Consider the following 23544-nt stretch of genomic DNA (forward strand, 5'->3'; position numbering starts at 1 on the left):
GGCCTCACGCGGGGCCTGGGCAGGGTGCGTTGACCACCCCACCTCGCGGACGCGACATGTCGCGTCCCTGCGGCGGCAGGGCAGGTGGTTTCCGGGAAGGTCGAGCTCCCGCTCGACCAGCAGGCAGGGATGCAACGACGTGGCCGAGTTGGAACTCGGCCTTCCCGGCGTTCAGCCAGCCAACGCCAGCTTCTGCCTGCTGACTCGCGCTGGCTCCCCTAACACAAACCCTTCCACCGCCGCACGGGTATCCTGCAGCGCGGTCTTGTGCTCCATCTCCAAAAAATGCCCGGTATGCGCGATGCTGACAAAGCGCGCATTGGTCGCCAACTCCCCGAAGCAGCGTGCGTCCTCCGCGCTGGTGTACTTGTCCCAGGCGCCATTGACGAACAGCAGCGGAATATCGATGTTGCGCACGCAGCTCATGTATTGCCCAGCATCCAGCTCCAGCACCTGACGAATATGGAACAGCATCTGGCTGTACTCGTGTTCATCCAGGCTGCTGACGTGGCGAAAGTTGCAGCGCTTGTACAGTGAGGGCAGATACTCACCGATGGTGTCGTTGATCAGCATGGCAACCGCCTGCCGGTCGCAGGCCGCCAGATGCGTCTTGCCACGGCTCAGATAGTCCTGCATGTGCGGGTTCAGGATGGGTGAGAACGAGGTAATCACCGCACGTTGAATGCGCGATGGCCGCTGCGCCAGTGCCAGCATCGTCGCCACGCCACCCCACGAGAACGACAGCATCTGGTCGGCACGAAAGTGCTCGATCAGATCCAGCAGAATCAGCGCCTCGTCTTCCTTGCCGATCAGCGGCATGGACGGATTGTATGCGCGCGAGTGACCGCTGTACGGCTGATCGAACAACACCACGTTGCACAGTGGCTGCAGGTAACGCAGGGTCTGGCCGAAGGAAGCGCTGGTCGCCAGTGAGCCGTTGACCAGAATGATGGTCGTGTCGCTGGCGGGGTTGGGGTAGAACCAGGTGTGCACCTTCAAATCACGGTGCACGCGAATAACAGCTTTCTCAGCGTACATGGGCACCTCGATATCAGTGGGGTTGCCGACGCAGGGCGCCAGCGGGTTGCCCACAGCTAACCCCAGCCAGATGACAGGGGCGTTGCATCGGGGTGCCGTCTGTCCGTGTTCATCAGGGTGTCATCTGCTGGTGATTTGACGCCGCGCTAAAGTTTTCTCTTGTGGTGCCGAAATGGTGGCATGGGGAGGGTGCGCCAGCTAATAAGCAAGGCTGGCGATACCATCATTTTGTAGTCGGTCTTCACTGAGAGTCATGCCATGGCCTTGACCGTCAATACCAATGTCGCGTCGCTGAACGCGCAGCGCAATTTGGGCAGTTCATCCAGCAGCCTGCAAACGTCGCTTGAGCGGCTGTCGTCTGGCTCGCGGATTAACAGCGCGAAAGACGATGCAGCCGGCCTGCAGATATCCAATCGGCTGACCAGTCAGATTCGCGGCCTTGGCGTGGCGGTCAAAAACGCCAACGACGGCATCTCGCTGGCGCAGACCGCCGAAGGTGCCCTGCAGGAATCCACCAGCATTCTGCAGCGCATGCGCGATCTGGCGCTGCAGGCGGCCAACGGCGGCAATGGCGACTCTGAGCGCAAGGCGCTGAACGATGAAATGGTGCAGCTGAAAAACGAGCTGGATCGGATATCCACGACGACCAAGTTCGGCAGCAAATCGCTGTTCGACGGCAGCTTCTCGGAAAATATTCAGGTCGGCGCTCAGGCGAACGAAACCATCAGTGTCAAGATCGACAGCTTCCGCACCACCGATCTGGGCACCAAGGGCTCGCGTGATGCCACTGCTGCGTCGTTGGTGGCGGGGAGTGCGCCGGCGAGTTTGACTGTGGGTGCAGGTGGCGCGTCGACGGCGGCATCGGTGCAGGGTGTGGGGGTGGCTCAGACCAACTTCAGTACTACTGCGGTGGAGGTTGTTGGTACGGAGGATCTGAGTGGGGGGGGGGTGATTGATATTTCTAACTTCAACTTCAACTCAGACGTGACCACTACTGCCACCGGTTCGGTTATTCGGGATGTTGACTTCACCTATGGATCGTTTAGTAGCGTTTCGGATTTGGTAGACGACTTCAACCAGCAAATCACGACTAATTATGGTGCTGATCCAGGCGGTAACTTAATTGAGGCGTTTGATGACGGTAACGGGCATTTTGGTGTTCGGTTACTCAATCCAGATGCTGGTGCTGATTTGCTTATCTCCCAAAACTTTGCAGCGTTTGCTGGATTACCGACCAGCATAATTTCCCCCGCAGATCAGTCCAGTAGTCTATCCATTGACTTAGGCGGCACCTCACAAACTATCACGCTAGATCAGCAATACGCCGACGCCGCAACCATGGCGAACGCAATCCAGACTCAGATTAATGGCGGCAGCCTGAATGGTCTGGTTACCGTATCTGAATCCGGTGGCGTGCTTAGCCTGCAGCAGACGGGGAACTTGGGTGGTGAAACGCTGGCTGTAACGGGTGCTGCTGCCGATGCGGTATTTGGCGCTGGTCGTACGGAAACCCCCGGCACGGGTGGTAGCGTCGGTGGCTTTACGCTGGCGCTTGGCACCGGCACGGCGCAGACCATCAATATCGATCAGGCCAACTACACCACGCTGGAATCGCTGGCAGACAATATCAACCAGCAGATCGCCAACAACGCGACCCTGGTGGGTGAGGTGCGCGCCACGGTCAGCGAGGGCAAACTGCAGTTTGTCACCACCGACAAAGGTACCGACGCAACCATTACTCTGGGCGCGTTGGCTGGCAACAGTGGTTTGACCGACCTCGGCTTTACCGATGGCGCAACCGCCAGCGGTTTGGACGAAGGAGCGCGTGATACTTCCGTGGAGCAGCTGGATATCACCACGGCAGCGGGCGCTCAAGCGGCGATCAGCACAATCGACGCGGCGCTGAGTGAAATCGACGTTACCCGCGCCTCGCTTGGTGCTATTCAGAACCGCTTCGATTCGACCATCAGCAACCTGCAGAACGTCGCCGAGAACGCCTCCGCCGCCCGCGGTCGGATTCAGGATACGGACTACGCCGCAGAAACCGCCAATCTGACCAAGAACCAGATCCTGCAGCAGGCCGGCACGGCGATTCTCGCCCAGGCCAATCAGCTGCCGCAGGCGGTGCTCAGTTTGCTTGGCTAAAGCGTTCACGTGCTGTACTGACAAACCCCGTTCGTGGTCGAACGGGGTTTTGTTTTTTTATGCCCTGCGAATCCGGTGTGCGGTTGCGGGAGGGCCGAGTTCCAACTCGGCCACGTCGTTGCATCCAGGCTAGCTGGTCGAGCGGGAGCTCGACCTTCCCGTTCGTCCTGCCCGACCAGCGGTCATGCTTTTGCGCTAATCAGGGCTAAAGATCGGGGTGGTTCGAACGATATAGGTAACAGCTTTGATGCAGTTGTGGCGCTGGGTTTTTGACAGTGGCCAGCAGGAAGACGCCGAGGTGGCCTAAGTCATTGATGGCAAATCAGAAAAAAAGATTGCAAAAAAGGCTAAAGGTCGCCCGGAAGGCGCCGATACAGTAATCGAATGCGAACTCAATGGGTGCCTGGGCAAAGCCGGCCCGAGGGTCGCAAGCTCAGGCAAACATCACTAGGTCGAGGTACTTATCATGGCTCTTACAGTCAACACGAACGTAGCTTCCCTGAACGCCCAGCGTAACCTGGGTTCTTCCTCCAGCAGTCTGGCTACTTCCCTGGAGCGTCTGTCCTCCGGTTCGCGCATCAACAGCGCCAAAGACGACGCCGCAGGTCTGCAGATCTCCAACCGTCTGACCAGCCAGATCAACGGTCTGAACGTTGCCGTCAAGAACGCCAACGACGGTATCTCCCTGGCACAGACCGCTGAAGGCGCTCTGCAGGAGTCCACCAACATTCTGCAGCGTATGCGTGACTTGGCTCTGCAGGCTGCCAACGGCGGTAACGGCGACTCCGAGCGTAAGGCTCTGAACGACGAAGTCGTACAGCTGAAGAACGAACTGGACCGTATCTCCACTACCACCAAGTTCGGCAGCAAGTCGCTGTTCGACGGTAGCTTCGCCGAGAACATCCAGGTTGGCGCACAAGCCAACGAAACCATCAGCGTCAAGATCGGCAGCTTCCGTACTACCGATCTGGGCACCACTGCCAGCCGTGACGCCACCAAGGCATCTCTGACTGCCGGTGCTGAGCCGACTTCGCTGACTATCTCTACTGGTTCTGCGGGCTCTGCACAGGTTGACGGTACTGCTTCCACTTATGCAGGCGCTGCTCCGGCTCGTTTGGACTTTGACGATAGCAACGGTGACTCTTCCGACGCTAACGCTACGTTCTCGATCTCCTTCAATGGCAATACTGAGAACGTCACACTGTCTGGTGTTTACGCAGATAACGCTGCACTCGCTGGGGCAATCAACACCGCTTTGAGCGGCACAACATTGGACGGTCTGGTTACAGCAAGTGATAACGGCACTGGTGTTACCCTGACAGAGGTCGACGCCACGAACCTGTTCAGCGGTCAAGCGGTTACTGTCGGCGGCGCAGATGCAGCGGTAGTGTTTGGTGCTGGTTCTGGATCGACTGGTACTGCAGGTACACCGGCTGTTCCGGCTGTTGTCGGTAACGACCAGTTCGACATCGCTGTAAACGGTGGCACTGCTTCCACCATCACTATCGATGCTGGCACTTACACCACTCTGGAATCGCTGGCTGACAACATCAACCAGAAGATTGCGGCTGACAGCGGTCTGGCCGGTGAAGTTCGCGCCACCGTAAGTGAAGGCAAGCTGGAGTTCGTGACCACCGATACTGGTTCTGCAGCGGACATCACCATCACTGATACCACTGGTAACGTTGGTGGCGTAGCTAACCTGGGCTTCACCACTGGTGACACTGCTGCCGGTGTTGACGAAGGCGCACAGGCTGCCAACTCGGTAGAGAAGATTGACATCACTACCGTTGACGGTGCTCAGAGCGCGATCGCTACCATCGACGCGGCCCTGAAGGAAGTGGACGTGACTCGTGCCTCCCTCGGTGCGATCCAAAACCGCTTTGACTCCACCATCAGCAACCTGCAGAACGTTTCCGAGAACGCCTCCGCTGCCCGCGGTCGTATCCAGGACACCGACTACGCTGCTGAAACTGCAAACCTGACCAAGAACCAGATCCTGCAACAGGCAGGTACTGCGATCCTGGCCCAGGCCAACCAGCTGCCTCAGGCGGTTCTGAGCCTCTTGGGCTAAGAAACGATCAGGGGTAAACTGCGGGGGGAGGGCATTGGCCTTCTCCCCGCTTTGTCCGTTGCGAGGTAAGCACCATGGATATGGGTGTTATCAAACCGTTTGAAGTGACCCGTCCTGCCAACAGCGCAGCTGCGGTGGAAGCGGGTGCTGGCGCGAGCCAGGTTAAGCAGATGGATGCTGCACAGAATCGTTCTTCCTCATCCGAGCCGGTGGCTACCCAGACCCGTTCTGCGGTCGGTCAGTCGCCCGAAGCCGAGCGCGAGAAATTGCAGGCGGCGGTGTCGGATATCCAGGGTTTTGTCCAGTCGGTACGCCGTGATATCAACTTCAATCTTGATGAAGACAGTGGCCGGGTGGTGATCAATGTAACCGAGGCAACCAGTGGCGATGTGATTCGCCAGATTCCCTCGGAAGAAGCGTTGCGGTTGGCAGAGAACCTGTCGGAAATTCGCAGCGTGCTGTTCGAAGCAGAGGCCTGACTCTGCTTGCCGGTTTTGCTGGCACGCAACTTGCCTGATAGACCGGAACATTCTTTTCGGCAGGCGACTCGTCAAAAAACGGTCGCGAGGTAAGTACTATGGCTATTACCGGTATTGGCTCCGGCCTCGACATCAGCTCCATCGTTAGCGCATTGGTGAACGCCGATGGCGCGCCCAAGACGGCGCAGCTGAATCGGCTTGAGACGGCAACGACGGAGAAGTTCACCGCGCTCGGATCCTTCCGTAGTGCGTTGTCGACTTTCCAGGCTACCCTCAAGAACCTCAGTACCGCTGAAACCTACGAGAAGCGCACCGCGACCAGTGGCGATTCCAGCCTGTTCTCCGTCAAAGCAGAGTCTACGGCAGGTACCGGCAACTACAGCGTGCAGGTGTTTAACCTGGCGCAGACCAGCAAGGTTGCCCTGCAGGGTGTAGACGACCCGGCGGCTGCCGTCGGTACCGGCAGTATGACTATCTCTGCTGGCGACAAATCCTTCAGTATCGATATCAACGACGGCAACAGCAGCCTCACCGGCATTCGCGATGCGATCAATGCTGCAGGGCAAGACAGCGGCATCAGCGCCACCATTGTGACCGACCCCAGCGGCGCAGCCGGCTCGCGTCTGGTTCTCAGTTCGACCACATCAGGCACTGGCAACGACATCACCGTGGATGTGACTACCGACGGCGATGACACTGGCGACCTGAGTGTGCTCGCCTTCACGCCACCTGCAACTACTGACTTTGAACCAACAGTGCCTGCTGACCCGCGCGAGGCGAAAGTTATTTCCTATGCGCGTGACGCCAGCGTCGCCATCGATGGCATCACTATTTCCAGTGACAGCAACACCATCGAGGATGCCATCGACGGTGTGACCATCACCCTGAAGAAAGCGCAAAGCCAGGAAGATCTGGATGCCGCGACGACCGTCAGTTTGACGGTTGGCGCCGATAAGGCGGGCGTCAAGAAATCGCTGCAGTCGTTTGTTGATGCCTATAACAACATGATGTCGACCATCAATTCGCTTACTTCGGTAACCGAAGTGGGTGGGGATGATGGTCAGCCGCTGGCTGCCGCTCTGGTCGGGGATGCCTCTGTACGCTCGGTACTGTCCGGGTTGCGTAACGAGATGTCGGCTGCGGGCGAGGGTAGTATTCGCATCCTGGCGGATCTGGGTATTCGCACCGAGCGTGACGGCACCCTGAGTCTGGATGCGGAGGCGCTGGATACCGCGCTGACCGATAACTATGACGCACTGAGCAATTTCCTGGCTGGCGACGACGGCCTGATGATGCGCCTCAACAACAAGATTGACCCGTACGCCAAATCGGGCGGGATCATCGAGACTCGTAACAACTCGCTGCAAAACACCCTGTCGTCTATCGACGATCAGCGTGAGCGGCTCAATACCCGACTTGTGAATCTCGAATCGCGCCTGCTGGCGCAATTCAACGCAATGGACGCGCTGGTGGCGAATCTGTCGAGCACCAGTACTTATCTGGAAGGCCAGCTGGCGAACCTGCCTGGCGTAGTGAAGGAGTCGTAAGCTGATGGCAAACCCCATTGATACCTATAAGCAGGTCAAGGTTTCCCAGGAAGTATCACAGTACCGCGCGGTGCAATTGCTGCTGGCAGGTGCCATTGAGCGCTTGAAGCTGGCGCGCCACGCGCAATCGATCGGCAATCCGGAGCGTCGCGGCGTCGCGGTCAGCAGCACGCTCAGCATCATCGGCGCGTTGCAGGCATCGCTGGACAAGGACATGGGTGGCGAGATTGCCGAAAACCTGGACGCCCTTTATGACTATATGACCCGCAAGCTCGCTGGTGTGGCGCTCGACGATACGCCGCGCTCACTGGATGAAGTGTTGCAGTTGCTGGGTGAGATCAAAGAAGCATGGGACGCCATCGAGCCTGCCTGATTTATGGCGATTGATGCCACGCGTACCCGAAAGACCGGCCCCAATGGGTCGGTTTTTTTATGTAAAAGGCGCTTCAGCTTTCTGCTTGCTAGCCGATAAAGGGGCATGTGCCACAGCAACGCAGGATTTTGCAGATGAACGCCTACGCAGCAATGAAGCAGTACCAGACCGTCAACGTCAACGCGCAGGTCAGCGAAGCTGATCCGCACCGCTTGATTCAGATGCTGATGGAAGGTGGGCTGCAGCGTATTGCCCAGGCCAAGGGTGCCATGCAGCATGGTAACGTTGCGCTCAAGGGCGAACGGATCGGCAAGGCGCTGGGGATTATCGGTGGTCTGCGCGAGGCGCTGAATGCCGATAAAGGCGGAGAGCTGGCGCTCAACCTTGATCGACTTTATGCTTTCATGCAGGATCGTCTGACGCAGGCCAACCTGCAGAACGATGTCAGCATGTTGGATGAGGTGGCCGAACTGCTGCGCGAAGTCAAAGCCGGCTGGGACGGTATCCGCCAATCGTGAGGGTGCAAGCATGGCCAATGCCGTGGAAAAACTGCAGGAAACACACGCGTCGCTGATCGCGGCCGTCCATGCTGGTGACTGGCAACAGGTTGGTGAGCTGGATAAGGCCTGCCGCGAGCAGGTGCGCGTGGCGATGGAAGATCCGACCCGGGATGACCTTCAGGTCGCGTCCATCCTGGAAGAGCTGAGCGAGACCTATCGCGAGGTTGTAGCACTCTGTCAGGCCGTACAGGGCAAGTTGGCTGAAGAGCTGCAGGGACTGCAGCGCAGCCGTCAGGGGGCGAAGGTGTATCAGATGTTCCGCTAGGGCATTTGACTGCGAGTTTGGTGCCGATAAAGGCGCGCCAAGTATTTGACTCGATAGTCGTTTCTGACTACATTAACCGACCATAACAGAGTGTGGCGCAGCGCCATCATGACGCTGCGTACAGCTCAAGCCCGCTGATAGGAATAGCGTCCCCTCTATGCTGCCAAACAGTCATATCCTGCTGATTGATGATTCTGCTCAGAGCCGTCACGACCTGAGCGTCATTCTGGAGTTTCTCGGGGAAGACGCCATCATTGCCGACAGTGCCAATTGGCTGCAGGTTGCCACCGGTCAAGTCGAGTCGGCGAGCGAAATCAAATGCGTGATTCTTGGGCGCTGCGACCTTGATCAGGGGCTGCCAGCGCTGCTCGGGCAGCTCGACAAGTGGGACGAGAACCTGCCGGTGATCCTGCTTGATCCTGCTCAGTCTGCTAACTGGCCTGATCATCTGAAGCAGCGTCTGTTGGCGGTCATGGAGCCGCCGCTCAGTTACAACCATTTGCTCGACGCGCTGCACCGTGCGCAGGTTTACCGCGAGGTGTTTGAAGAAAACGCCAACCGTCAGCGGCAGCGCGAGCCCAATCTGTTTCGCAGCCTGGTGGGTACCAGCCGATCCATTCAGTCCGTGCGGCAGATGATGCAGCAGGTGGCTGATACTGAAGCGACGGTGCTTATTCTTGGTGAGTCCGGCACCGGTAAGGAAGTGGTAGCGCGTAACCTGCATTATCACTCGCGCCGTAAGGACGCTCCGTTCGTGCCCGTCAACTGCGGTGCGATTCCGGCAGAACTGCTGGAAAGTGAGCTGTTTGGCCATGAGAAGGGCGCGTTTACCGGCGCAATCACCAGCCGTGCCGGGCGCTTCGAGTTGGCACAGGGCGGCACCCTGTTCCTCGATGAGATCGGCGATATGCCGTTGCCGATGCAGGTGAAGCTGCTGCGTGTGTTGCAGGAGCGGACCTTTGAGCGGGTAGGCAGCAACAAGGTGCAAAGTGCCGATGTGCGCGTGATTGCGGCGACCCACAAGAATCTTGAACAAATGATTGAAGACGGCTCCTTCCGCGAGGACCTCTACTATCGTCTGAACGTGTTCCCCATCGATATGCCAGCCATGCGCGAGCGGATCGAAGACCTGCCGCTGCTGCTCAACGAGTTGATCACCCGTATGGAGACCGAGAAACGCGGCTCCATCCGTTTCAGCACCTCTGCCATTCTTTCGCTGTGTCAGCATGACTGGCCGGGCAACGTACGTGAATTGGCCAACCTGGTCGAGCGCATGGCAATCATGCACCCGCACGGCGTTATTGGTGTCGGCGAGCTGCCGCGCAAGTTCCGCTATGTGGAAGATGATCAGGATGATTTGCGTCAGTTGCGCGAGCCCGAGGATGAGCGCGGGGACGCGTTCAGCGGGTTGGTCGGCCTCGACAGTCCGGCGTTCTTGCCGCCGGAAGGTCTGGATCTCAAGGAGTATCTGGCTGGTCTCGAGCAAACGCTGATCCAGCAGGCGCTTGATGAGTGCGGTGGGGTGGTTGCGCGAGCGGCCGAGCGGTTGCGCATCCGCCGAACCACGCTGGTTGAGAAGATGCGAAAGTACGGCCTCAACCGTGGTGCTGATTCGTCAGAAGACTGACGCCTCTCGGAAAATATTTTTCCAACCCTTTGATTTTTAAGTAAATCAATATTTTGGCATAAGGTTTGCTTTTTATCCCCTGTGTGCTTCATGTATTCAGGGGATACCCCATGTCGGCCAATGTGCAACCCAATCAAAACCCGGTAGACCACCTCGACGATATCGTTCGCGAGGTGCTAGCGTCTGACCGCGCTGCTGACAGCGATCAGCTGCAGCAGGCGTTTGATCGCTTTCAGTCGATGTCTGCCCAGCTGGGTGCCTCTCATGCGCTATTGGAGCAGCAGGTTGTGTTGCTCAAGCGCCAGTTGGCCAACGCGCAGGCGCAACGGACTCGTGAGCTGGCCGAGAAGGCGAGGTTGGCGGGGCGCCTGCAGAACGTGCTGAATTTGCTGCCCGGCGGCGTCATCATCCTCGACGGTCGCGGTGTGGTGCGCGAGGCCAACCCTGCTGCCCGCGAATTGCTTGGTGAGCCGCTCGAAGGGCAGCTCTGGCGTGACCTGATTCAGCAGCGCTTTGCGCCACGCGAGGACGACTATCACGAGGTATCGCTGCGCAGCGGCCGTCGGGTATCGCTGGCAACACGCTCGCTGCAGGGCGAGCCCGGTCAGCTCATCCTGATTCAGGATCAGACCGAAACTCGGGCGCTGCAGTCCGAACTCGCGCGCAATGAACGTCTATCTGCGTTGGGGCGTATGGTTGCCTCGCTGGCGCATCAGATTCGCACTCCGCTGGCTTCGGCCTTGCTCTATGCCGAACACCTCAGCGATGCCAATTTGCCGGTCGAGCATCGCACCCGTTTCTCCAGCCGCCTGCATGGCCGCTTGCAGAGCATTGAACATCAAATTCGCGACATGCTGCAGTTCGCCAAAGGCGACCTGCCGATCAATGACCTTATGCCGGTCTCTATCTTCCTTGAGTGGTTGCAGGCTCAGGCAGAGAGCCTGATTACCTCGCGTGGCGGTCAGTGCCGCTGGGTCAACCTGCTGCCGCAGGACGCGATGCTGCGTTGCAATCGCGACACGCTGGTTGGCGCGGTCATTAATCTGATCGAGAACGCGTTGCAGGCTGGAATGCCTGCGCCACGCTTGAAAGTGGTCGCGCGGCTGATGGAAGGTCAGTTGAGCCTGAGTGTTGTTGATACCGGCCAGGGTATGACCGCGGAGCAGTTGGCCCACATTGGCGAGCCGTTCAATACCAGTAAGCCGCAGGGCACTGGCCTGGGCGTGACGGTCGTCAAGTCGGTGGTCAGGGCGCATGGCGGTGCTTTCCATCTGCACAGCAAGGCCGGTTGGGGCACCAGTGCCGAAATTCTGCTGCCGTTGCGGGCGTTGCCTGCCGCGAAGGAGCAAGCCGATGAGCAAGTCTGATATCCGCGTTCTGCTGGTCGAAGATGACGCTGCCCTCAGTGAGGCGCTGGCCGATACGCTGATGCTGGGTGGTTACAGCTGTGTGCAAGCCGCTGATGCCGAATCGGCGCTGGCCCTGCTGGGGCGTGAGCAGGTCAATATGGTGGTAAGTGACGTAAACATGCCGGGCATGGATGGCCACGCGTTACTGCGTACGTTGCGTGCCCAATACCCGCAGTTGCCGGTGTTGTTGATGACCGCCTACGGCACGGTGCAGCAGGCAGTCAGCGCGATGCGTGAGGGTGCTGCCGATTATCTGGTCAAGCCATTTGCGCCCAAGGCGCTGCTGGAGCTGATTGCCCAGCACGCCCAGGGACGTTTGAGTGCGGCGCCCGGCGATGGCCCGGTCGCGGTTGATCCCGGCAGTGTGCAACTGCTTGAGCTAGCCGCCCGGGTTGCGGCCAGCGACTCAACGGTGCTGATTTCAGGTGAGTCCGGTACCGGTAAGGAGGTGCTGGCGCGCTACATTCATCAGCAATCTCCCCGCGCCGAGCAGCCGTTCATTGCGATCAACTGCGCGGCTATCCCGGACAACATGCTTGAGGCGACGCTGTTCGGTCATGAAAAGGGCGCCTTCACTGGCGCGGTGGCCGCCCAGCCGGGCAAGTTTGAGCAGGCCAACGGCGGCACCCTGCTGCTGGACGAGATTTCCGAGATGCCCCTGGGGCTGCAGGCCAAGCTGCTGCGGGTGTTGCAGGAACGCGAAGTCGAACGGGTTGGTGGGCGCAAGCTGATCCAGCTGGATATCCGCATCATCGCCACCACCAACCGCGACTTGCCGGCGGAGGTGGCTGCTGGTCGATTCCGCGAGGATTTGTATTACCGGCTTGGCGTGTTCCCGCTGCAGTGGCGGGCGCTGCGCGAGCGACCGGCGGATATCCTGCCGATTGCCGAGCGTTTGTTGAGCAAGCATGCGGGCAAGATGAATATGGCGAGCGTCAGTTTTTCGCCGCAGGCCGTTCAGGCGTTGGAGGCGCACCCGTGGCCGGGTAACGTCCGTGAGCTGGATAATGCGCTGCAGCGGGCGCTGGTGCTGCAGGCGGGCGGTGTCATCCAGCCGTCAGACCTGTGCCTTGATTTGCAGGCTGGCACGGGCACGCCGGTGATGCGGACAGTGCCGGTGAGCGCGGAGGCGGAAACTGCGGTGTCTGGCGCCGTTGCTGAACCGGTGTTGCCGGGCAGCGGCTGTGACCTGGGTACCGGTGTGCGTCAGCGTGAGTTTCAGATGATCATCAATGTCTTGCGGGCCGAGCGTGGGCGTCGCAAGGAGGCCGCAGAACGGCTCGGCATCAGCCCGCGCACCTTGCGCTACAAGCTTGCGCAGATGCGTGACGCCGGTTTGGATGTCGAAGGCAGTCTGTTCGCCGGCATTTAATCGCACCTACTTCCATCTTCCCCATCAAGCGTCAGCTACTCGGCTGACGCTTGTCTCGGCGTTGCTGTTTGGCGGCAATTGCGCTGTTGGCATCATATTTGCTGAATACCCTGTAAAGCGACTGTAGCCGTCAAAAAACTGGACGGCCTGGAGGCAAGCGTGACTCAGGGTGTTGAATTCAATCGATTGATGCTGCAAATGCGCACCATGCAAATGGAGGCGATGGGCAAGCCGCAACCGGCCAAGCCAGCCGAGCCGAGCGTCAACGGTCCCGGCTTTGACGATCTGCTCAAGCAGGCAGTCGACCGCGTCAACGAACTGCAGAAGACTACCTCCGAATTGCAGTCCGGCTACGAGCGTGGTGTCGACGGCATCGACCTGACTGAGGTCATGATTGCGTCGCAAAAGTCGTCGGTTGCCTTTCAGGCGATGACGCAGGTGCGCAACAAGATGGTTGCGGCCTACGAAGACATCATGAAAATGCCTATCTAATCTCATTTGAGCCCGATCGCCTGAGGAAATGACAATGGATCCCGCCAGCAACACTCCGGCTACCCGTGACTCGCTTGCCGCTGACCGCAAGCCTTTGATGGGGCTGACCTTTCTGGAGAATCTGTCGCGTTTGCCAATGCTCCGTCAGTTCGGCCTGCTGGTCGGGTTGGCAGCCAGTGTGGCGATCGGCTTTGCAGTGGTGTTGTGGTCGCAGGAGCCCGAGTATCGCCCGCTTTATAACAGCATGGACGGCTTTGATGCGGGGCAGGTGGTTGATCTGCTGCAGCAGAGCCGGATTGACTACAAGGTAGAGCCTAACAGCGGCGCACTGCTGGTTCGCAGCGAGGATCTGGCCGATGCGCGCATGCGCCTCGCCAGCGCCGGTATCTCGCCAACCGACGGCAACGTCGGTTTCGAAATTCTCGACCGTGAGCAGGGCCTTGGCACCAGCCAGTTCATGGAAACCACCCGTTATCGCCGCGGCCTGGAAGGTGAGCTGGCACGGACCATTTCCAGCCTCTACAACGTCAAGGGCGCGCGCGTTCACATTGCCATTCCCCGTTCCACTGTCTTTGTCCGTGATGACCGCAAGCCGAGTGCGTCGGTCCTGCTGGAAATGTACGCTGGGCGCCGTTTGGAGCCTGCGCAGGTCATGGCGATTGTTAATCTGGTCGCCACCAGTGTCCCTGAGCTGGGCAAGGACGAAGTCACCGTCGTCGATCAGAACGGTAATCTGCTGTCGAATCAGAGTGAGTTGAACGAGCTGACCATTGCCGGTCGACAGTTCGATTACACCCGCCGTCTGGAAGACACCTATACCCGCCGGGTGCATAACATTCTGCAGCCAGTACTTGGCTCGGGCCGTTATAAGGCCGAGGTGTCGGCGGACGTAGATTTCAGTGCGGTCGAGTCAACTGCCGAGATGTTCAGCCCCGACGCGGCGCTGCGCAGTGAGCAAGTCGTCAGTGAGCAGCGTGCTGCCAACGCCGGCCCGCAAGGTGTGCCGGGCGCGCTGTCAAATCAGCCGCCGGGCGCCACTCAGGTGCCGGAGCAGGTTATTGACCCCGCGACCGGCCAGCCTGTTGCGGCGGCGGTGCCGCAGGACAAACGCGAGCAGGCGGTACGCAACTACGAGTTGGACCGTCAGATCAGTCATACCCGTCAGCAGCAAGGTCGCCTCAAGCGGCTGTCCGTCGCGGTCGTGGTGGACGATCCGGCGCAAGTTGATCCGCAGTCCGGTGAAGTGACCCGGACGCCGATCAGCGAGGCAGAAATGGCGCGCCTGACCCGCCTGGTGCAGGATGCGGTTGGTTACGATGCCAGCCGTGGTGACAGCGTCAGTGTGATTAACAGCCCGTTTGTACCGGAAACCGAACTGGAGCCGCTACCGGCTATCCCTTTCTGGGAACAACCCTGGTTCTGGGACGTTGCCAAGCAGATACTGGGTATTCTGTTTGTTCTGGTGCTGGTGTTCGCGGTACTGCGCCCGGCGCTGAAAAATCTGACGGTTGCCGGCAAAGGTGGCAGTGACGGTTATCCGGCACTGGCCGGTGGCGGGTATGATGGTATGGACGCAGCCCTGCGCGACGACCAGGTCAGCCTGTCTGGCCCGTCGTCCAATCCGGTACTGTTGCCGCCGCCGGGCGCCGGTTATGAACAGCAGCTCAATGCCATCAAGGGCCTGTTGGCAGAAGACCCGGGCCGAGTGGCACAAGTCGTGAAAGAGTGGATCAACGCCGATGAGTGAAGAAGCCAGCAAACGTCCGGCCAAAATGTCCAAACTGGATAAGGCGGCCATTTTCCTGCTCAGCCTCGGTGAGTCTGATGCTGCGGCGATTCTCAAGCACATGGGGCCCAAGGAAGTTCAACGGGTCGGCAGTGCGATGGCGGGGCTGCGCACGGTCCAGCGCGATCAAGTGCAGGAAGTCATGGGTGACTTCATCGAGGTGGTGGGCGAGCAGACGGGTCTCGGTGTTGGTGCTGACAGCTACATTCGCACCATGCTCACCCAGGCACTGGGTGAGGATAAGGCCAACAGCCTGGTTGACCGTATCCTGCTCGGTGGCAGCACCTCTGGCCTCGATAGCCTGAAGTGGATGGAGCCACGCGCAGTGGCGGATGTCATTCGCTTCGAGCATCCGCAGATTCAGGCCATCGTTGTGGCGTATCTGGATCCGGACATGGCGGCTGAGGTGGTCGGCTATTTCGATCACAAGGTACGTCTGGATATCCTGCTGCGCGTTGCGGCACTCAACACCGTGCAACCTTCTGCACTGAAAGAGCTGAACGAGATTCTGGAGAAGCAGTTCGCGGGCAACTCCAATACGTCGCGAGCAGCGATGGGTGGGGTCAAGCGCACGGCGGACATCATGAACTACCTCGAGTCCAGTACCGAGTCTCAGCTGATCGAGTCGATTCGCGAGATTGATGAAGACCTGTCCTCGAAGATCGAAGACCTGATGTTTGTCTTCGATAACCTGGCGGATGTCGACGATCGTGGTATCCAGGCTCTGCTGCGCGAGGTGTCGTCCGAGGTGTTGATTGTCGCGCTCAAGGGCGCCGACGAAGCGATCAAGGAAAAGATTTTCCGCAACATGTCCAAGCGTGCATCCGAGCTGCTGCAGGACGACCTCGAAGCCAAGGGACCGGTGCGTATCAGCGAAGTCGAGGCGGCCCAGAAGGAGATCCTGACGATTGCCCGTCGGATGGCCGACGCTGGCGAGATTGTGCTCGGTGGCAAAGGTGGCGAAGAGATGATCTGACCCTGTCAGCCGCTGCCCTGTGCAGTACGCGGTGGTATGCTGGCCGGGTTTTCCAAGCGGGGTAGGGTGTCATGTCGCAGGTCAAGAATGAGAGCGAGCTGTTGCGCAGCAGCGATGTGTCGGCGTTCAGTCGCTGGGATCTGCCGAGCTTTGACGCAGAGCCGCATCAGATCGCGCTGGAACGCGAGCCCGAGCAGCCGCCGGAGGATGCGCCGGAGCAACAGCTTGAAGAAGAGATCGAGCTGGAAACGGTCAAGCCTTTTACCGTTGAAGAGCTCGAACAGATTCGTGAGGAAGCCTACAACGAAGGCTTCGCCACCGGCGAGAAGGACGGTTTCCACGCTGGACAATTGAAGGCGCAACAGGAAGCCAAGGCAGTGTTGGCCAAGCGTACCGGCGAGCTGGACGCGCTGATGGCCCAACTGATGGCGCCGCTCAAACAGCAGGATGAGCAGATTGAAGACATGCTGCTGGTGCTGCTTGAGCAGATGCTGCGTGCGGTACTGCAGCGAGAGATGCAATCCGATCGTGATCAGGTCGTGGGCGTACTGCGCTCGGCCCTGAAGGCACTGCCGGTGGGTGCCGAGAACATCCGCATTTACCTAAACCCCCTCGACTTTGACAGCATCAAGGCGCTGCGCGAGCGCCATGATGAAAGCTGGCGCCTGCTCGAAGATGACCAGTTGATGCCGGGTGGCTGCCGAATCGAAACCGAGCACAGCCAGGTGGACGCGACACTGGAGACCCGGCTGCAACAATTGATTGAGCAGCTTTACGAGCAGCGCCGCGAGCAACGCACACACCCGCCCGCCGCGGATCTGGCTATTCCCGATAGTGCCGCGGAGCCGGAATGAACAAGCCCGAGCGCATCAGCTTTGCCCGTCGCTTGTCGGGCTACCAGCAGGCGTTGCAGCTGCCGTCCCAGCCGGTGGTCGAGGGGCGGCTGATTCGCATGGTCGGCCTGACCCTGGAAGCCGAGGGCTGCAAGGCGCCGGTCGGTAGCCGTTGCTTGGTTATCAGCGACACCCTGCAAGGTGAGAGTCAGATCGAAGCCGAGGTGATGGGCTTTGCCGGCAGCAAGATCTATCTGATGCCGGTGGATCGACTGGAAGGCCTGCAACCGGGTGCCCGAGTGGTGCCCTCGGCCGGTGGCGGCAAGCTGCCGATGGGGTTCTCCATGCTTGGCCGGGTGGTCGACGGCATTGGTCGTCCACTGGACGGCAAGGGCGGCTTCAAAGCCGAGGATTGGGTCGACATCAACGGGCCGACAATCAACCCGCTCAAGCGCCACCCGATTGAGGAAACGCTGGATGTCGGCATTCGCTCGATTAACAGCCTGTTGACGGTAGGCCGCGGCCAACGTCTCGGTTTGTTTGCCGGCAGTGGTGTGGGCAAGAGTATGTTGCTGGGCATGATGACGCGTTTCACTGACGCGGACATCACCATTGTCGGGCTGGTCGGTGAGCGGGGGCGCGAGGTCAAGGAATTCATCGAGCAGATTCTTGGCGAAGAGGGCATGGCTCGCTCGGTTGTGGTCGCTTCGCCAGCTGATGATGCGCCGTTGATGCGCTTGCGCGCCGCGATGTATTGCACCCGCATTGCTGAGTATTTCCGTGATCAGGGCAAGAACGTGTTGTTGCTGATGGATTCGCTCACCCGTTTTGCCCAGGCCCAGCGCGAGATTGCGTTGGCTATTGGTGAGCCGCCGGCGACCAAGGGATATCCACCATCCGTGTTTGCCAAGCTGCCGCAATTGGTAGAGCGCGCGGGTAACGCCGAGCAGGGTGGTGGCTCGATTACTGCGTTCTACACTGTGCTCTCCGAAGGCGACGATCAGCAAGACCCGATCGCTGATGCCTCGCGGGCGATTCTCGACGGTCACGTGGTGCTGTCACGGCGGCTGGCGGAAGAGGGGCACTACCCGGCCATCGATATCGAAGCGTCTATCAGCCGGGCAATGCCCCAGATCGTGTCGCAGGACTACCTGCAGAAAGCGCAGCTGTTCAAGCAGTTGTATGCCCGCTATCAGCAGAGCCGCGATCTGATCAGCGTCGGCGCCTACGCCGCCGGGTCTGACCCGCTAACCGACAAGGCGATGGAAAAAATGCCGTCGATGCAGGGTTTCCTGCGCCAGGGGCTACACGAAAGCGTATCGCTCCCTGACAGCCAGGCAGGGCTGGAAAAGATTCTGACCAATGAGTGAGACCCGTATTCGCCGCCTGGTGCCGGTGCTGGATATGGCGCTTGAGGAAGAGCGCAAGGCGGCCAAAGTGCTCGGCCAGTGTCAGAAGCAGTTCGAGGATGCCGAAGTGCGTCTGCGCGACCTTGAATACTATTGCAGTGAATATGCCAAAGGCTGGACCCAGCGCGGAGCCCAGGGTGTTGGTCGCGACTGGCTGATGAACTATCAGCGCTTCATGGCGCAGATGGAGGTCGCTATCGAGCAGCAGCGGCAGACCGTGCGCTGGCATGGAGAAAGCATTGAGCGGGCCCGCAGCAACTGGCGGCAGCGCTATCAGCGTCTTGAAGCACTGCGTAAGTTGATCGAAAAATACCGCCAGGAAGCGCAAGCCAGAGCGGATCGGCAGGAACAGAAGCTGCTCGACGAACTGTCTCAGCGCGCCCACTCCCAGCGGGCAAATAATGCCTGACAGCTACCAAGCCCTGTGCTAAAACGAAATGGTAGCCCGCAATCTGTGCGGTATTACCTGACAGGGAGAAATCATGTCGATTCAGGCGTCAATGTCAGCCGATAGCCAAGTCTTGACCATCAGCGTCAAGGGGCGTTTTGATTTCGGTGCGCATCAGGATTTTCGCAACGCCTACGAGCGCAGTGGTTTGACACCGAGCGAGTATGTGGTTGATCTGCAGGACACCGATTATATCGATAGCTCGGCGCTAGGCATGTTGCTGCTGCTGCGTGATCATGCCGGTGGCGACGCCGCTGATATTCGCATCGTTCATTGCAACCCGGATGTGCGCAAGGTCCTGAGTATCTCCAACTTCGAACAGCTGTTCAGCATCGAGTAATCCATGCCTCAGGCCAGCTCCCGCAGCGCCGTATCTGAGCCGGGTGAGCTGCCCTTGATGGTGTTGGTTGCTGACGATAACCCCGCGGACCGGATGATTCTTTGTCGTCTGGTCGAGCGGCTGGGGCATCGCGTTTGCCAGGCCGAGCACGGTCAGCAGGCCGTCGAGCTGTTCATTCAACATTCCCCCGATATTGTCTTGCTCGATGCGCTGATGCCGGTCATGGACGGCTTTGAAGCAGCGTGCCAGATCAAGCAACATGCCGGCGAAGATCTAGTTCCGATCATTTTTCTGACCAGCCTGACCGAAACCGATGCGCTGGTGAAGTGCCTTGAGGCTGGTGGCGACGACTTTCTTACCAAGCCCTACAACCCGGTGATTCTGGAAGCCAAGATTCGCGCGTTCAGGCGCATGCGTGAGATGCACCAGACCCTGCAAAGCCAGCGGGATGTGATAGCGGCTCAGCACGCTGGCCTGCTGCGCGACCAGGAGTTGGCCAAGATCGTATTTGACCGGGTTGCGCACGCCGGCGCTTTGGACGACGTTAATTTGCGTTACCTGCAGTCAGCCTACGCGATGTTCAACGGCGACATTCTGCTGGCGGCGCATCGGCCATCGGGCGAAATGCATCTGCTGCTGGGCGACTTCACCGGTCATGGTCTGTCGGCTGCGATCGGCGCAATGCCCCTGGCCGAGGTGTTTTACGCCATGACTGCCAAGGGCTTTGCTCTGCGCGATATCCTGCTGGAGTTGAACGCCAAGCTCGGCAGTATTCTGCCGGTCGGTATCTTTTGCTGTGCGGTGCTGATTGAGCTGAATCCGGCCAAGGGGCTGGTAGAGGTTTGGAACGGCGGCCTGCCGGAGGTGGTTATTCTCGGCCGCGAGGGTCAATTGTTGCAGCGCGTCCCGTCAGTCAATCTGCCGTTGGGCGTTGCCAGTCGAGCCCGTTTCAACCCGGAGCCGGTGGTGATGGTAATGCATCCGGGTGAGCGCTTGCTGTGCTGGACTGACGGTGTGATCGAGTGCCGCAACGCGGCCGGGGAGCAGTTTGGCGAGCAGGGGGTGCTGCAGGCGATAACCGCGCATGCGGGCCGTCCTGATGCCTTGTTTGACGGGCTTCTGGCGGCGCTGGAGCATTTTCATGGCAGTCCGGAAGACGACATCAGCCTGTTACAGGTGGTGATGCCCAAGCGTGATGAGCAGTGCCTCCCTGCACCGGTGGCGATTGGCTCGCAGGAGCCAAGTGCACAGGATTGGCAGCTCAGTTACACCTACCGTGCCGCGGCGATTCGAGAGCAGAATCCGTTGCCTTTCCTGCTGCAGAAACTGCTGTCAGTGCCGGGCTTGCGAGACCGCGCGGGCACGCTCTTCACGGTGATGAGTGAGTTGTATAGCAACGCACTCGAGCACGGGCTGCTGAATCTTCAGTCGGCCTGGAAGCAGGATTCGGATGGCTTTGCACTTTACTACCAGGAGCGCAGTGCGCGCCTCAAGCAGTTGGATGATGGCTGGATTCGTTTCTCGCTGGACCATCGACCAAACGGCGATGGTGGCCGGCTGGTGATTGAATGTGAGGACAGTGGTGATGGATTTTCGCCTGCGGGCGTGTCTGCGGACTACGCCGGGCGAGGGTTGGCTTTGATTAGAGCGCTCGCCGATGAGGTGAGTTTCAGTTCGCAGGGCAGCCGTGTCAGGGTGGTCTTCGACTGGTCCCTTGGGCATACTGCGGACAATTGATTGGTTAGCCCTAACTTCCGCGGAGAAGGAATACAGCGCGATGGCAGATCGCAAACCGGACATGGATGTGAGCGTACAGCAAGGGTTGCGCGAGTTAATGCAGGACGATTACGCGTTGCTGCTTGAGACCTTTCTGGTCGACGCGCAAAACCGTTTGCGTCAAATGCGCGACGCGGTAGGTCTGGATGATATGGATGCGTTTCGACAGGCTGCGCACAGTTTCAAGGGCAGCTGCGGCAACATGGGAGCCTTGGCGCTGGAACAGGCCTGTCTCGAGGCCGAGGGCGCGGGTGTCGCGGGCGACAGCCAGGCGGCGGCAGCGCATTTGGTCACGATTGAGCAGGCATTCGAGCGGTTGAAGCCGCTGCTTGGCTGACGATTTTCCTCCCCTTTTTTGTTTTGGCCCGCTGCTTGCAGATACTTCCCTGAATCATTGGCCTAGCCTTTTCAGGTGGAGATCACATCATGCCAGTTGGGCAGAATCTGATGGCGCTTTTCAGTGCCGACTTTCCCCGCGACAGTTTTACTGGTGTCGGCTCTGGAAGCAGCAAGAATGCTGACTCCGGGGCGGTAGCGGCGTTTTCTGCAATTCTCGCCGAGCAGTCGCCAGAGGATCTGGACGCCCTCATGCAGCGCCTCAGTGAGGTCGCCGGCCAGCCGAGCGCAGAGTTACCGCTGTCTGAGCTGATTGCCGCTGACGGCAAGGAATTGCCGGGCAGCATGCAGAGCTGGTTTCAGCAATTAGCACAGTTGGTCGGTGCTGCCGACGGCGCTGTTGCTGACGGCGCAGCGCTGGAAGGGGAGCAGGGTGACCTCGGTCCCGTAGCGGATGATCCGGACAATATTCTTGCGAGCATCAGCCAGCAATGGCAGCAATGGTTGTCTCAGCTGCCGCGTGATGGGCAGGGTCAGGGCGACGGTGAGGTTGACGACTCTTTGACGGCTGGCAGCAACCCGGCTGTTGCTGCGCTGGTTGCAGGTGATGCTGCGCGGCAGTCTGTCGCCGCGGACGTCGACGCCGGTGATGCGCTGGCGGGAGGCAATGGCCGTGGTCTTACTGTTGCCGATCTGGCTGCGCAGTTGCGGGCGCTGGTGCGAGGCGAGTCGCAGGCTAATGCCGAGGGGCAGGCTACCGCGCGTGATGCGGTGGCCAAGGCCGCGGATGGCTCTGCCGCGCAAGTGGATGCAGGCAATCGACAGGTTCAGACAGAAACCCAGCAGCAACGCACTTTGCAGGCAGCCTCGGGTGACCAGCCAGTTCCGGTTGGCAAGCTGATTGAGCAGTTGGAGTCGCGTTTGGCGGCGCGCGCAAAGGACCTTGATGCTGAGCCGGTTGATGCAGGCAAGAGTGCAGCGGCAGCGCAACTGCAGAACAACGGCCAGACCGCTTTGACGGCGCGTCCGGTCACTGGCGTTGCCCAGACGCTGGGGGTGCCGATGGGGCAGGCCGGATGGAGTGAGGCTGTCGTCAACAAAGTCATGTGGATGTCCAGCCAGAACGTCAAGTCGGTTGAAATCCAGCTGGATCCTGCTGAGCTTGGACCGCTGGAAATTCGCATTCAGACGCGTGGCCAGGAGCATCAGGTGCAGTTTGTCAGTCAGCATGCGGGTGTCCGCGATGCGCTGGAAGGTCAGATGTTCAGACTGCGAGAAATGTTTACCCAGCAGGGCGCGGCGCTGGTTGATGTCAACGTGTCGGATGGCTCTGCTGATGGGCGTCAGTCCCAAAGCAGCTTTGCCGGTCTGGCAGATCAAGGCAGCAGTCGTGGCGGCAATGGTCATGGATCTGGACTGTCTGATGGCGGCGATGATGCGCCTGCAAACGATCCTGTTGCCGTGTTGCAGACGCGGTTGGCAACCGCGCGGCTGGTTGACTTCTACGCCTGACGATCCGGGCGCTCTGCTCTCCGATGCCGGGGTGGGTTCCGCCACTCCGGCGTTACCTCTTCGCCTGTCCCGGGCGGCAAAGACATTTTTCCTGCAAGTCAGTATCCTATGGCTTCTGCTGGTGCATCAGCGGCGTGTTTGGCTTGGGGCTTGATCGCGCGAATGCTGGCACGCTGAATGCATGAACTCACATGAACAGCGGCTGAAAGGCCTAATTGACGGAATATTGGCATGGCAAATCAAACGGATACTGTCGAAGAAGACGGGCAGGAAAAGCCGGCAAAGAGCCGCAAGAAACTCTTTATTCTGATCGGTATTGGTCTGCTGGCGTTGCTGATCTCTGCCGGTGGTGTCGCCTACTTCCTGCTCAGCGGCGATGAAACGCCCGAAGAAGCCGTGCCTGCAGAACCGGTCAAGCAGGAGGCGATCTATCAGGCGCTGGATCCGGCCTTTGTCGTCAATTACGCGGTGTCAGGTCGTCAGCGCTACATGCAGGTCAGCGTGGTACTGATGAGTCGTGATCCCGAAGGCATGGCTAAACTGAATCAGCACCTGCCGCTGATTCGTAACCAGTTGGTCATGTTGTTTGGCAGTGAGGAATTCGAGACGTTGTCTACCCCCGAAGGCAAGCAGGCGCTGCGTGACAAGGCGACCCTCGCGGTCAAGGCGTTGCTGGAGAAAGAAGTGGGTAATCCGGTCATCGAGTCAGTGCTGTTTACCAATATGGTTCTTCAATAGGACACACCT

General features: G+C 59.4%; 22 protein-coding genes. 21 read left to right on the forward strand and 1 reads right to left on the reverse strand.

Going from position 1 to position 23544, the window contains the following annotated elements:
- Positions 1–171 precede the first annotated feature (171 nt).
- Entirely contained in the window at positions 172–1038 is an 867-nt protein-coding gene (locus AAFM31_RS06595) for an alpha/beta hydrolase (protein WP_341707103.1), read from the reverse strand.
- A gap of 258 nt (positions 1039–1296) precedes the next feature.
- Here AAFM31_RS06595 and AAFM31_RS06600 point away from each other — a divergent pair, with 258 nt between their 5' ends.
- The 21 genes from AAFM31_RS06600 to AAFM31_RS06700 all read left to right on the forward strand — a co-directional run bounded on the left by AAFM31_RS06600 (position 1297) and on the right by AAFM31_RS06700 (position 23535).
- Complete coding sequence (locus AAFM31_RS06600) at positions 1297–3183, forward strand: flagellin (protein WP_341707104.1); 1887 nt, start codon at positions 1297–1299, stop codon at positions 3181–3183.
- A 466-nt stretch (positions 3184–3649) separates the two neighbouring features.
- Positions 3650–5257 carry a flagellin gene (locus AAFM31_RS06605; RefSeq protein WP_341707105.1) on the forward strand — a complete coding sequence of 536 codons (1608 nt, stop codon included), beginning with the start codon at positions 3650–3652 and terminating at the stop codon, positions 5255–5257.
- Positions 5258–5331: 74 nt separating this feature from the next.
- Positions 5332–5736 (forward strand): flagellar protein FlaG, encoded by a 405-nt coding sequence (locus AAFM31_RS06610; RefSeq protein WP_235005704.1) that lies wholly within the window; start codon positions 5332–5334, stop codon positions 5734–5736.
- 98 nt (positions 5737–5834) lie between these two features.
- Complete coding sequence (fliD, locus tag AAFM31_RS06615; RefSeq protein WP_341707106.1) at positions 5835–7283, forward strand: flagellar filament capping protein FliD; 1449 nt, start codon at positions 5835–5837, stop codon at positions 7281–7283.
- A gap of 4 nt (positions 7284–7287) precedes the next feature.
- Positions 7288–7656, forward strand: a complete 369-nt coding sequence (gene fliS, locus AAFM31_RS06620) for a flagellar export chaperone FliS (RefSeq protein WP_341707107.1) — start codon at positions 7288–7290, stop codon at positions 7654–7656.
- 134 nt (positions 7657–7790) lie between these two features.
- Positions 7791–8174, forward strand: coding sequence for a flagellar export chaperone FliS (gene fliS / locus AAFM31_RS06625; protein WP_341707108.1), 384 nt, complete (start codon positions 7791–7793; stop codon positions 8172–8174).
- A 10-nt stretch (positions 8175–8184) separates the two neighbouring features.
- A complete protein-coding gene (fliT, locus tag AAFM31_RS06630) occupies positions 8185–8481 on the forward strand; it encodes a flagellar protein FliT (RefSeq protein WP_341707109.1) in 297 nt (98 codons plus the stop codon).
- A gap of 157 nt (positions 8482–8638) precedes the next feature.
- Positions 8639–10108, forward strand: a complete 1470-nt coding sequence (locus AAFM31_RS06635) for a sigma-54 dependent transcriptional regulator (protein ID WP_341707110.1) — start codon at positions 8639–8641, stop codon at positions 10106–10108.
- A gap of 110 nt (positions 10109–10218) precedes the next feature.
- The gene (locus AAFM31_RS06640) at positions 10219–11475 is read left to right on the forward strand and encodes an ATP-binding protein (RefSeq protein ID WP_341707111.1); all 1257 of its coding nucleotides are present in this window, start codon (positions 10219–10221) and stop codon (positions 11473–11475) included.
- A complete protein-coding gene (locus AAFM31_RS06645) occupies positions 11462–12889 on the forward strand; it encodes a sigma-54 dependent transcriptional regulator (RefSeq protein WP_341707112.1) in 1428 nt (475 codons plus the stop codon). Before AAFM31_RS06640 ends, AAFM31_RS06645 begins: the two co-directional genes overlap by 14 nt.
- 159 nt (positions 12890–13048) lie before the next feature.
- A complete protein-coding gene (gene fliE, locus AAFM31_RS06650) occupies positions 13049–13381 on the forward strand; it encodes a flagellar hook-basal body complex protein FliE (RefSeq protein WP_341707113.1) in 333 nt (110 codons plus the stop codon).
- A gap of 28 nt (positions 13382–13409) precedes the next feature.
- Positions 13410–15128, forward strand: a complete 1719-nt coding sequence (fliF, locus tag AAFM31_RS06655) for a flagellar basal-body MS-ring/collar protein FliF (protein ID WP_371833018.1) — start codon at positions 13410–13412, stop codon at positions 15126–15128.
- Positions 15121–16143: a flagellar motor switch protein FliG gene (gene fliG / locus AAFM31_RS06660; protein ID WP_341707115.1), complete on the forward strand. Its 1023-nt coding sequence runs from the start codon at positions 15121–15123 to the stop codon at positions 16141–16143. Before fliF ends, fliG begins: the two co-directional genes overlap by 8 nt.
- Before the next feature lie 71 nt (positions 16144–16214).
- Positions 16215–16997: a flagellar assembly protein FliH gene (gene fliH / locus AAFM31_RS06665; protein WP_341707116.1), complete on the forward strand. Its 783-nt coding sequence runs from the start codon at positions 16215–16217 to the stop codon at positions 16995–16997.
- Positions 16994–18346, forward strand: a complete 1353-nt coding sequence (fliI, locus tag AAFM31_RS06670; protein ID WP_341707117.1) for a flagellar protein export ATPase FliI — start codon at positions 16994–16996, stop codon at positions 18344–18346. Before fliH ends, fliI begins: the two co-directional genes overlap by 4 nt.
- Positions 18339–18794 (forward strand): flagellar export protein FliJ, encoded by a 456-nt coding sequence (gene fliJ / locus AAFM31_RS06675; RefSeq protein ID WP_341707118.1) that lies wholly within the window; start codon positions 18339–18341, stop codon positions 18792–18794. The genes fliI and fliJ overlap by 8 nt, the downstream gene beginning before the upstream one ends.
- A 73-nt stretch (positions 18795–18867) precedes the next feature.
- On the forward strand, positions 18868–19173 hold the full coding sequence (locus AAFM31_RS06680) for an STAS domain-containing protein (protein ID WP_341707119.1): 306 nt from the start codon (positions 18868–18870) through the stop codon (positions 19171–19173).
- Between the two features lie 3 nt (positions 19174–19176).
- The gene (locus AAFM31_RS06685) at positions 19177–20910 is read left to right on the forward strand and encodes a fused response regulator/phosphatase (RefSeq protein ID WP_341707120.1); all 1734 of its coding nucleotides are present in this window, start codon (positions 19177–19179) and stop codon (positions 20908–20910) included.
- A 40-nt stretch (positions 20911–20950) separates the two neighbouring features.
- Entirely contained in the window at positions 20951–21286 is a 336-nt protein-coding gene (locus AAFM31_RS06690; RefSeq protein ID WP_341707121.1) for an Hpt domain-containing protein, read from the forward strand.
- 89 nt (positions 21287–21375) lie between these two features.
- Positions 21376–22797, forward strand: a complete 1422-nt coding sequence (locus AAFM31_RS06695) for a flagellar hook-length control protein FliK (protein WP_341707122.1) — start codon at positions 21376–21378, stop codon at positions 22795–22797.
- Positions 22798–23028: 231 nt separating this feature from the next.
- Entirely contained in the window at positions 23029–23535 is a 507-nt protein-coding gene (locus tag AAFM31_RS06700) for a flagellar basal body-associated FliL family protein (RefSeq protein ID WP_341707123.1), read from the forward strand.
- Positions 23536–23544 lie beyond the last annotated feature (9 nt).

It is taken from the genome of Halopseudomonas sp. (assembly GCF_038130085.1).
In the GTDB taxonomy this organism is placed as follows: domain Bacteria; phylum Pseudomonadota; class Gammaproteobacteria; order Pseudomonadales; family Pseudomonadaceae; genus Halopseudomonas.

What these genes read in the sequence shown, in the direction of transcription:
- fliT (WP_341707109.1), top strand. Translation starts at nt 8,185, where the DNA reads ATGGCCAATGCCGTGGAAAAACTGCAGGAAACACACGCGTCGCTGATC.
- AAFM31_RS06645 (WP_341707112.1), top strand. Translation starts at nt 11,462, where the DNA reads ATGAGCAAGTCTGATATCCGCGTTCTGCTGGTCGAAGATGACGCTGCC.
- AAFM31_RS06610 (WP_235005704.1), top strand. Translation starts at nt 5,332, where the DNA reads ATGGATATGGGTGTTATCAAACCGTTTGAAGTGACCCGTCCTGCCAAC.
- AAFM31_RS06605 (WP_341707105.1), top strand. Translation starts at nt 3,650, where the DNA reads ATGGCTCTTACAGTCAACACGAACGTAGCTTCCCTGAACGCCCAGCGT.
- fliD (WP_341707106.1), top strand. Translation starts at nt 5,835, where the DNA reads ATGGCTATTACCGGTATTGGCTCCGGCCTCGACATCAGCTCCATCGTT.
- AAFM31_RS06680 (WP_341707119.1), top strand. Translation starts at nt 18,868, where the DNA reads ATGTCGATTCAGGCGTCAATGTCAGCCGATAGCCAAGTCTTGACCATC.
- AAFM31_RS06685 (WP_341707120.1), top strand. Translation starts at nt 19,177, where the DNA reads ATGCCTCAGGCCAGCTCCCGCAGCGCCGTATCTGAGCCGGGTGAGCTG.
- AAFM31_RS06690 (WP_341707121.1), top strand. Translation starts at nt 20,951, where the DNA reads ATGGCAGATCGCAAACCGGACATGGATGTGAGCGTACAGCAAGGGTTG.
- AAFM31_RS06700 (WP_341707123.1), top strand. Translation starts at nt 23,029, where the DNA reads ATGGCAAATCAAACGGATACTGTCGAAGAAGACGGGCAGGAAAAGCCG.
- fliS (WP_341707108.1), top strand. Translation starts at nt 7,791, where the DNA reads ATGAACGCCTACGCAGCAATGAAGCAGTACCAGACCGTCAACGTCAAC.
- fliI (WP_341707117.1), top strand. Translation starts at nt 16,994, where the DNA reads ATGAACAAGCCCGAGCGCATCAGCTTTGCCCGTCGCTTGTCGGGCTAC.
- fliH (WP_341707116.1), top strand. Translation starts at nt 16,215, where the DNA reads ATGTCGCAGGTCAAGAATGAGAGCGAGCTGTTGCGCAGCAGCGATGTG.
- AAFM31_RS06595 (WP_341707103.1), bottom strand. Translation starts at nt 1,038, where the DNA reads ATGTACGCTGAGAAAGCTGTTATTCGCGTGCACCGTGATTTGAAGGTG.
- fliS (WP_341707107.1), top strand. Translation starts at nt 7,288, where the DNA reads ATGGCAAACCCCATTGATACCTATAAGCAGGTCAAGGTTTCCCAGGAA.
- fliJ (WP_341707118.1), top strand. Translation starts at nt 18,339, where the DNA reads ATGAGTGAGACCCGTATTCGCCGCCTGGTGCCGGTGCTGGATATGGCG.
- AAFM31_RS06600 (WP_341707104.1), top strand. Translation starts at nt 1,297, where the DNA reads ATGGCCTTGACCGTCAATACCAATGTCGCGTCGCTGAACGCGCAGCGC.
- AAFM31_RS06635 (WP_341707110.1), top strand. Translation starts at nt 8,639, where the DNA reads ATGCTGCCAAACAGTCATATCCTGCTGATTGATGATTCTGCTCAGAGC.
- fliF (WP_371833018.1), top strand. Translation starts at nt 13,410, where the DNA reads ATGACAATGGATCCCGCCAGCAACACTCCGGCTACCCGTGACTCGCTT.
- AAFM31_RS06640 (WP_341707111.1), top strand. Translation starts at nt 10,219, where the DNA reads ATGTCGGCCAATGTGCAACCCAATCAAAACCCGGTAGACCACCTCGAC.
- fliG (WP_341707115.1), top strand. Translation starts at nt 15,121, where the DNA reads ATGAGTGAAGAAGCCAGCAAACGTCCGGCCAAAATGTCCAAACTGGAT.
- AAFM31_RS06695 (WP_341707122.1), top strand. Translation starts at nt 21,376, where the DNA reads ATGCCAGTTGGGCAGAATCTGATGGCGCTTTTCAGTGCCGACTTTCCC.